Here is an 8185-nt window from a genome sequence, read left to right as displayed (position 1 = left end):
TGGCTGTCCGACATCGGGCTCGAAAAATCCGACGCCTCGGAACGCGCGCAGCGCCCGATTTCGGATCCGAGCGCCCCGGGATCCGGGCGTCTCGAATCATGTCCGATAAGCCCACATTATCGGACATTGGAGCGAGACGACAAGCGCGGCGGATTTGATGCGAATGAAGGTGACAAAGCGCCGCTTTCGATTACGATTCTCAGATGCTGGAAATCGATTCGGCCGCCGTTTTTGACGCGCAATCATCGTCGACTGGGGCGCGCAAACGCCGCGCGCGGACCCGCAGCGATGCGGCTCAAAACCCCCGCAATATCCCGGAAATACAGCCGCTGCCGCGTTGGGTGAAAGGCGGCGCCGGCGCGCAAGACCGCGCGCTTGACGACGGGCCCAACGCAGCGTTTTCTGCGGGCGCCAGCCTGGCGCTGGTCGACCAGATTTTGCGGCGCGGATCTGACGTCGCTGAACCCGTTTTCGTCGGCGCGCTGCGCCAGCGTTTCGCTTTGCGCGCCGCCGCCTGCGCCGCGATAGCGCGCTTGCGCGAAGATGAGCCCGCGTTACGCGACGCCGAGCATCTCGCCGGCTTTGACGCCGCGCCGACGCCCGGCGGGCGCCTGCATCGCCTCTGGCGTCTTTTCGCGCCGCGCCCAGGACAGCTTAATGCGCGGCTCGACGCGCAATATCTTCGCGCCGCCGCCGACTGTCTCGACCTGCCGCCGGACATCGATTGCACAGCTCTTGCCGCGCTCGTGCAGGAGGCTTCAACGTACGAAAATCCGCTTGCGTCGGCGGCGCGCGCGAGCGCCATGGCGCAGCACGTCCTGGATCAGGCGCCGCCGATCGACGCCGAAATTTTTGCGTTGTGGCTAACCGATGTCGTGCTGGCGCAGCGCCTCGGTTGGGGCGCGCCGTTGCCGCTGTTGGCGACGACGATTACGCATCCGTCAATGCGCGTCGCAAACGGTCGCCGACCGCGGCCGAGCGATCCCGATTGGTGTTTGAGCGTCGCGCGCGCAGCGGCGCGCGCTACTCAAGACGCCTTTACGCTGGCCGGCGAGCTGTCGCGGCGTTCCGACAGGCTGCTGAGCGTCGCGCCAAATCTGCGCGCCAAGAGAGCTGCGCGCGTTGTCGACCTGCTGCTCGCCGATGATTGCGTTTCGGCGGCGCGCGCGGCGAAGGCCGCGGGTCTTTCAGATCGCGCGTCGCGCCGGTCGTTCGATCGACTCGTCGCGCTTGGCGCCGTACGGGAACTCTCCGGCCGTCCGAATTTTCGACTCTACGGACTGTGACATGCAGAGGACGCCGACATGCGGTCGTCGTACGGCGCGGCGCGATCAGGAGCCGCTTTTAGAGGCCGATCTGTTTGAGTTGCCGCCGCCCATGCGCTGGCGCGAATGGATGGGACGCGTCGAAGCGGCGATCTTCGCCTCGCCATCGCCCCTGCCACGCGAGGCGCTAGCCAAACTGGTCGGGCGCGATTGCAATTTTGATGAACTGATTTCTGATATTCGCGATGACTTGCGCGCGAGGCCCTATGAACTCGTTCATGTCGCTGGCGGCTATCAACTGCGCACCAAACCGCGCTATGCCGACGCTATTCACGTGCTCAACAACGGCGCGCGAGACGCCGGACCGCCGCAGTTGACGCCGACCGAACTTCTCACCGTGACGGCGATCGCTTATCTGCAGCCGGCAACGCGCGCCGAACTGTCGCAGCTCGCCGGGAAAGAAATCAGCCGCGACGTCATCGGTCGGTTGAAAGCTCTCGACCTCATTGCCGCAGGACCGCGCGCGCCCACAGCCGGCGCGCCCTTTGCGTATGTGACGACGAAGAAGTTTCTGGAAGTGTTTGGACTCGCAAGTTTGCGCGATCTGCCCGACATCGAAAAGCTCGAAGACGCCGGATTGTTGACACGGCCGGCGACCGAATCCGATCTTGACGACATCTTGGGGTTCGGCACCGACGACGCCGAACCGGTTGACGAGATCGATGAGGATTAAAAAGGCCGCATCACTCGAACGAGGGATTCGCGCAGAATCTTCCCAAATCCTGCGCCAAGGTCGACCCCATAAGCCTATCGACGTTCATTTTCTCTTTTCATAAAAGTTGCACGCTCTTCCATCATCTCTTCGAGTTGTCGGTAGCTGAAGCTGATCGGATACGCCACATACCAACCGACGCCCCACAAGATCACGTCGCGCTCAAAATGGCTGCTGTCACGTTGCACGCAATTGCAGCACAGACGACGGTCGTCTTTTTGCCGCGTGCGCTGAGCGCGCGATAGCGGGTTGTAAGGCGAGTCTGCGCTTTCCACGCGATCTCCCTTACGCGCGGCGACGCAGCTTCGATTTTGTAGAGCTTCACTTTTCCGATCCGAGGCGGATGGCGGTAGGTCCAGGCGCTTTCGATCAGCAGATGCCGCACACGACCATTGCCGGCCTTGGTGATGCCGCCGCGCCGGACCGTGTCGCCCGTCGAGCGTTCACTCGGCGTCAGACCGAGATAGCCCATGAGCTGACGCGGATTATCGAAGCGGCTTAGATCGCCAAGCTCCGTGGCGCAAGTGACGGCAACGATCAGATCGATGCCGCGCAGCGTCTGGAGCGCCTGGACCACAGGCGCCAGCGACCATTCAGATATGAACTCTTTGATCGCCGCCTCGAGCCGCTCCACGCGCTCCTTGGAAATTCTCACGGCTTCGACCATCTCCTGCAGCGCGATCTGATGGGCCGGATGATCAAATTTTTGTTCTTGCAACCAGCGAAGATGACGAGCGCCCCAAGGGATTTTGCGCGGAAAGATCCGACCGTGCCGGAGCATGAATGCGCTCACCTGTTGACGATGCACACACACCGTTTCGACAGCGGCCGCTCTCGCGCGCACAAGATCGCGCATCGCTTCACGGCTTTGGTCCGGAACCCACGCGGCCGTCAGCTCACCGGCCCGAAGCAGCTTGGCGAGCGCAACCGCGTCGCGACGGTTGGTCTTGACCCGATCGCCTGGCTTTCGCGGAATGAGAGAGGGTGCCACCACGGAACAAGGGAACCCCATTGAAACGATGAGCCGGTGCAGGCCATAGCCGGTCGGCCCCGCTTCATAGCAAAAATGCGCCTGCGCGTGCTTGGCCGTAATGCGCTTGATCAAGCGACGCATGCTGTCGACCGACGAATCTACTTCGCCGACATAACGCACTTCGCCGTTGCGCCCGCCGGAAGCGACGGCAATCGCGTTACGCGCCTTCGAAACGTCGATCCCAACGAAAACTTCTGTAGGCTGCTCCATGGCTCGCCCTCCTGCGCTGATGATCGGCTCGGACTACCGAGCAACCCTCGCTCGCATAGCGTAGGGCGAGCCACCTCAGTCGCAGTAGCGGACATACGGTCTTAACAAAAGAGCGCGGACATGGCGAAGGGAACGCTCGGATTTTTTTATCTCGACGAACGCCTGGCGGAGCTGTCGGCCAAGGGCGACGATCTGGAGCGCGTGAAAGCTCTGGTCGATTTCGAGATGTTCCGGGGGCGGCGCTGGAGGCGGCCGTGCCGCGCGCTGATCGCTGCAAGGGCGGGCGTCTGCCATTTGATCATGTGTTCATGTTTAAGGTTGATCTTTCAAGCGATGCATTCGCTGTCGGACGAGCGCTGCGAATATCTGATCAAGGACCGCTTGACGATGGCAATAATTCGCCTAGGTTTCAAACTTGACGCAAAAGCGTCGGGGTCGGATGAGTTCTGCGACATGACGTTGGGCGCGGTTTGCAGGAAATCGGAAGGTGCCGGACTGCGCAAATATAATTCCTTCGGAAACAGCCATCGCGGGTCGGAGCCCTTTGTCCACTTCATTTCATGATCCTGTTGAAGGAGCTTTCCCATGACACTCACCGTCGATAAGGCCAAGAAATTCTTCGGCTCGCTCTATGATCGCTCGCACGCGCCCGATCTTGGGCATTTCGAGGCTGCAGCCTTGCGGTTAGTTGCGACCGTCGGCAGCGATGAAGCGGTTCCGACAAAGGACGTAGCGGCGGGGGATAAGGCACTTGCTGTTTTAATGCTCAATCACGTCATGTCGACACCCAAAATCGATCCGAGTAAGAAGGCTGCTCTCACTGCAGCGGCTTTGCTCAACATCAAGGCGGAGGTTGTTGGTCGCTTTGTCGATCTCTTCCCCAACATGACCATTGAGGAACTTACTAAAGCTGCTGGAGAAGCTGGTTATCACGTCGACATTCTGGCACCCAAGGATGCCGCAAACGTTCCACGTTCGGTTATTGGACGGTAGGCGACAGCAGGACAAGCGCGCTGCAGTCATCATATTTTGCTGCTTGTAGGTCTGGAGCTTTGTTAGCCGATGATGCGGCGCGCAGTCCCGTTGAGCTACGGGGCAGCGGGAAACAACAGTGTATGTATATATGTATAATTGCCTCGAATGAACCGTCGGAAGAAGCTTGTGAGAACCGACATCATCGCGTCGCCAGCGAGCTTTTCCCAAAAGTTGCTGTGTCGAAACCCGGTCTCACCGCATCTTCTGATGATAAAAGGTCGCGAAATCGCACGATGACAAATCGAAGTGAAAACCGCGCCACCGCATTCATCGTTCTGAGGTGCTAAAAAATGGAGATTCAAGGAATTGAAGGGCTCTGCTGGGAGCCGACGACTTCCATCGAGAACGGGGTCGACTCGACCGTGGTCCCTTTCCCGACCACGGACCTTGTCCATCTGGTGTATCACGGTGAGGAGCCGTTTTCCCATGGTCGCTACGGTTTGCATCGCGGCCTCGAAGATCATCTGACATTCCTCGGCCCCTCTACCACTCAGGCGCAGGGGTTCTTCGTCGATTGTCGCCGCGACTCTCCGACACTCCATCGTCGAATAACTTTGGACTTCACTCCGAGCTCGCGGCGCACCTTGAAAATCCCATGCGGGGTTGCGCACGGCTTCAAGTGTCTTGAGGGGGTTTACACCCTCAATGCATTTAGAGCTTATCTGCCTCCCCCGGAGCATCTTCTCACGGAGCGCAATCCGTGGGCAACAGGTGCTGATATTTATAACTTCTCTTACGATACTCCGAATGCCGATCTCCCGATCGTAGACCCCAATCCATACCCTGCTTCCCCAGTGTTTTACGAAGTCCTGAGTGAGATGCAGAAGGCCACCCTCGGAACTATCGAATACGAGTATCCACATACTGAAGAAGTCGTCGACCCCGATGGCAATGTCGCGACACTGATGATTAAAAAGCGGCTATCGGTGGGACAGCAATTGCTAGATTGGGAACCAATCGAAGGAATCGACGGTGTCGGCTGGCGCAAGCATCTATTGGTATGGGCCGGCCCAGCCGCCGGCTACGCGGCGTTCACCGATGTCGCACCCATCCAGGTAATCGATCACGGCGAAAATTCCTACTCGACAGACGCCTATGGCATCCACCTTGAGTGGGAGGACCGACTCACGTTCGTTGGGCCATCCGATCGGACTGTCCGAATCAAATTGCTCGACTGCAGGAGTCAATCGTCAACACAAGGCCAGGAACTTTGTTATGAGTTCAAACCGTCGCCTTTGAGAATGCTTGTAATCCCTCCCGGCGTTGCGCACGCGTTTGAATCTTTGGAACGCGTGTTTACTATCAACCGCCCCTGTCGCCGTGCAGGTGATCCAGAATCGTTCGAACCCGGGAATGATGTAATAGATTGGCCTCTTGGCAAACGCCCCGGACCATTGTTCGATATTGAAACGCGTGAGTTTCCGTTTTCATACTATCAACAGTTGGTGCAACTCCAGAAGGATTACCTTGCTCTCAGGAAAGACAATCTTTCGACGCCGGCCGTTCTACTCGTTGATGACGGAAGCGGTCGTCAAGTGCGAGTGGCAATAAGGCAAAACGTTAGAGACGCCTCTTGAGATGACCCCATGACGCGTTCAAGAAGTAGCTTTCCGACGGGGGCCGATTACCGTCGCGTATTGCTCGCCGATGTAAACGATCTGCTCGATGAAGATGGTCGTCCGATTGGCGAGATTCGCGCAAGTGAGGCTGTTCGCCGCACCGTTAGAAGTGCGTACGTGCTGTGTCCTTATGCCGGGAGCAGGAGTCGCACCCCCCGTCTAATGAATTCGAGTGCCCTCGACCAAGTGACCTCGAATTGGCCAACCGTTCTGGGCCTGTTGAATTACGTGAGAACCGGCTGCATTACTGAATCGTCGCGCCCCCCTCCCCTTATTGATCTCGCGCGCACGGCGGCAGCAGCTCTTACGGTTCCCGCCTACCTTATATACAGCGAGCCATGCAGGCTGCGATCCCGCTCCATCCCAGCCGCTGTCGCTGCTGCGCACAAAATGTGCGCTGGGCTCTTCGGCCTCTGCAAGAATCGACTCCTCTTTCAGATCGCTCAAGGGAGCAGATACGAAGAAGCAACAGATTCTGTTGCTTCCTTGTTTCGGTATGCTGAGGAGAGCGGGGCTCTATTAAGCAGAACCGGGATGGAAGCATGTGCAGGTCCACCCCACCTCATGGCTGAGGCGCTAGGTCTACTCGCTGTTGGCAACTGCCAAAGTAAACTTGATACCAGGATGGCTGAAAGGCTTATTGGTTGTCGAGAGGTCTTTCTTAATTACGCGTATGCGGTGATTGACTTGACACTTTGGCTGAACGTATTCGTAATCAGCTGTCATGACAACGTAGGGAATGTGCAATATCAACTAGAAGAAGTCAGTGGCGTGTGCGATCCGGAGTTCGTGAACCGAGCGCGCGCTGCCGCCATAGATTTCAGGCTCAAAGGATGCTCCGACCCCACACTATCTGGACTCTTCCAATTCTCTGAAGCCGTTCGGACTCAGTATGCAATTGGTGCAGCGTCCCTGCTTCGGAACCCTGATCCCCTTCGGGTGCGCGCGATGCTCGGACATGAAAGTTGCGGCGTTTCGGGCGAGGGTGTCGATAAGTTTAAGCGGTCGTTCATTGCATCCATGCAAAGCCAGATGCCCGACGAAATTTCGCGCGTTCTAGCTGAAGCCGTGTTTCGGGCGCTGGTACTGGAATGTGAGGGGGTGCATATCTTCTTCGATCTGCAGTCCAAGCTGCACGAGGCCCTGAACTGGACTCCGCCGTCTCTGGCCGACGCACCCGCAGTTCTTGCCTCTGTTTTCGGGGTGCTCCCCAGCGAGTATGTAACGACGGTGTTCGGAAGTGGCCCGCTTTCAGAATTCAAGCAGACCAGGGGGCAAGGTCAATCGCTATAATGGTTATTTATATAGTCACGAAAGGCGATTTCGACATTTGATACGTCCGAGTCTAGTCATCTGGAACTGAAGTTCATTTCATTATATGATCACGCTTTTACATGAGAGCGGGAGCGAGCTTATGGCCAACGCGACGGGGCGTCCGATTGCTCCCCTGATCCTCAGCCCCGATGAAAGAGCGTATCTCGAACGACAGATTCGTCGCCATCGCGTGGCGCGGTCTTTGCCCGAACGCTGCCGTGTTATCCTCCGATGCGCGGATGGCGTGCCCGGCAAATCCGTTGCGCGCGAGCTGGGCGTCCATGAGCACACGGTTGGCAAGTGGCGTCGGCGCTTTCTGAAGGATCGCATCGAAGGGCTACTGGATGAGGCCCCTCCAGGCAGACCTCGGACAATCGATGATGATCAGGTCGCCGCCGTGATCGAGCGCACGCTCCGGTCCACGCCAAAGGATGCAACGCATTGGTCGATCCGTTCGATGGCGACGGAGACCGGCTTTTCGCATACGACGATCCGAAGGATTTGGAACGCTTTCGGCTTACAGCCGCATCGCTCGGAGACGTTCAAGCTTTCCAGCGATCCGTTGTTCGTCGACAAGGTCCGCGACATCGTCGGGCTTTATCTGTCGCCGCCCAATCGGGCGCTGGTGCTGAGTGCTGATTCCGCTTGATGGCGCCCCCTAAAACGAGATGAAGGCGCCCACCCGTTACGGAATGATGGCACCCCCCGATTCCGAGATGATCCCGCCCCCCTGCGACGGAATGATCCCGCCCGGGTGATTTCGTGCAGTGGCTCACCGCCGCCGTTGGCCTGATCAAGTCGCTCCTTTGTCAATCCAAGGGGGAGCGATTCATGCCAGCGGAGCGGATTACGATGCGCCAGGCGCGCGAGATTATTCGGCTGAAGGCCGCGTCGGTTTCAGCGCACGAGATTTCCCGGCGTCTCGGCATGCCGCGTT

6 protein-coding genes and 2 pseudogenes are annotated in these 8185 nt (G+C 58.5%); 7 read left to right on the top strand and 1 reads right to left on the bottom strand.

The features are described 5' to 3' along the window. The first annotated feature begins 203 nt into the window (after window positions 1-203). A complete protein-coding gene (locus QZ964_RS20095; RefSeq protein WP_292533883.1) occupies window positions 204-1286 on the top strand; it encodes a DUF1403 family protein in 1083 nt (360 codons plus the stop codon). Between the two features lies 1 nt (window position 1287). Beyond that, complete coding sequence (locus tag QZ964_RS20090) at window positions 1288-1998, top strand: SMC-Scp complex subunit ScpB (RefSeq protein ID WP_292533881.1); 711 nt, start codon at window positions 1288-1290, stop codon at window positions 1996-1998. 190 nt (window positions 1999-2188) lie between these two features. Here QZ964_RS20090 and QZ964_RS20080 read toward each other — a convergent pair whose 3' ends face one another. Continuing rightward, complete coding sequence (locus QZ964_RS20080; protein ID WP_292533878.1) at window positions 2189-3280, bottom strand: IS110 family transposase; 1092 nt, start codon at window positions 3278-3280, stop codon at window positions 2189-2191. A 120-nt stretch (window positions 3281-3400) separates the two neighbouring features. Between QZ964_RS20080 and QZ964_RS20075 the strand changes: the two are divergent. The 5 genes and pseudogenes from QZ964_RS20075 to QZ964_RS20055 form a co-directional block, all read left to right on the top strand. Further along, window positions 3401-3688 (top strand): annotated as a pseudogene (locus QZ964_RS20075) (transposase); the annotation flags it as partial. 177 nt (window positions 3689-3865) lie between these two features. Beyond that, entirely contained in the window at window positions 3866-4273 is a 408-nt protein-coding gene (locus tag QZ964_RS20070) for a hypothetical protein (RefSeq protein ID WP_292533875.1), read from the top strand. A gap of 332 nt (window positions 4274-4605) precedes the next feature. Then, window positions 4606-5892, top strand: coding sequence for a dTDP-4-dehydrorhamnose 3,5-epimerase family protein (locus QZ964_RS20065; RefSeq protein ID WP_292533873.1), 1287 nt, complete (start codon window positions 4606-4608; stop codon window positions 5890-5892). Window positions 5893-6558: 666 nt separating this feature from the next. After that, on the top strand, window positions 6559-7227 hold the full coding sequence (locus tag QZ964_RS20060) for a hypothetical protein (protein WP_292533871.1): 669 nt from the start codon (window positions 6559-6561) through the stop codon (window positions 7225-7227). A 121-nt stretch (window positions 7228-7348) separates the two neighbouring features. Beyond that, window positions 7349-7882: pseudogene (locus QZ964_RS20055) on the top strand (IS630 family transposase); the annotation flags it as partial. Window positions 7883-8185 lie beyond the last annotated feature (303 nt).

It is taken from the genome of Methylocystis sp. (genome assembly GCF_021731785.1).
Lineage (GTDB): Bacteria > Pseudomonadota > Alphaproteobacteria > Rhizobiales > Beijerinckiaceae > Methylocystis.
Note: the sequence above shows the minus strand (reverse complement) of the source record. Positions and strands in the feature narration are given on the sequence as shown.

Excerpts from the sequence above, each read along its gene's own strand:
- QZ964_RS20095 (WP_292533883.1), top strand. The coding sequence starts at position 204 with ATGCTGGAAATCGATTCGGCCGCCGTTTTTGACGCGCAATCATCGTCG.
- QZ964_RS20090 (WP_292533881.1), top strand. The coding sequence starts at position 1,288 with ATGCAGAGGACGCCGACATGCGGTCGTCGTACGGCGCGGCGCGATCAG.
- QZ964_RS20080 (WP_292533878.1), bottom strand. The coding sequence starts at position 3,280 with ATGGAGCAGCCTACAGAAGTTTTCGTTGGGATCGACGTTTCGAAGGCG.
- QZ964_RS20070 (WP_292533875.1), top strand. The coding sequence starts at position 3,866 with ATGACACTCACCGTCGATAAGGCCAAGAAATTCTTCGGCTCGCTCTAT.
- QZ964_RS20065 (WP_292533873.1), top strand. The coding sequence starts at position 4,606 with ATGGAGATTCAAGGAATTGAAGGGCTCTGCTGGGAGCCGACGACTTCC.
- QZ964_RS20060 (WP_292533871.1), top strand. The coding sequence starts at position 6,559 with ATGGCTGAAAGGCTTATTGGTTGTCGAGAGGTCTTTCTTAATTACGCG.